We start from the raw sequence: 479 nt of genomic DNA, 5'->3' as shown, positions 1-479 counted from the left end.
AGAATTTTTCAAAGAAAATAACTTTGATCTTCTTAATAGAATTTTATTTATAGGTATAGTAAGAATACTAACAGGAAAAGATATAAATTTTGGTGAAAAATATGAAAAAGAATATAAAGATGAATTAATTAAAATTGCTAAAGAAAATCCTGAATATATAAGAAATGCATTTATAGAAACAGATAGATTTGTAAGCAAATATTTTAAAGAAAATGCATTAGAGGTGAAATAATATGAAAAAATCACTACTTAGTGCTTTTTTAGGTTTAGTTTTATTATCTTGTACTGCAACTAAAGGGATGTTAAATGAGGAAAAAACACTATTAGATACATATCCAATTAGAAAAGCAAATGAAATTGAAAGATAATAGGTTAAAGATAAATTAAAATTAAGGAATAAAGAAATTAACTTATATTATATTAAAGATATAAGAGTAGAGTGGATACGTAAGGTAAAATTAGATATATATTATGAAAAA

Annotated in this window: 1 protein-coding gene and 1 pseudogene; both read left to right on the top strand. The window is 21.3% G+C overall.

The window, feature by feature from the left end:
• Positions 1–232: pseudogene (locus AYC60_RS08880) on the top strand (hypothetical protein); the annotation flags it as partial.
• Position 233: 1 nt separating this feature from the next.
• Positions 234–368 carry a hypothetical protein gene (locus tag AYC60_RS09455; RefSeq protein ID WP_269146642.1) on the top strand — a complete coding sequence of 45 codons (135 nt, stop codon included), beginning with the start codon at positions 234–236 and terminating at the stop codon, positions 366–368.
• Positions 369–479 lie beyond the last annotated feature (111 nt).

Source organism: Streptobacillus felis, assembly GCF_001559775.1.
GTDB classification, from domain to species: Bacteria; Fusobacteriota; Fusobacteriia; order Fusobacteriales; family Leptotrichiaceae; genus Streptobacillus; species Streptobacillus felis.
This window is presented reverse-complemented; position numbering and strand designations above follow the sequence as displayed.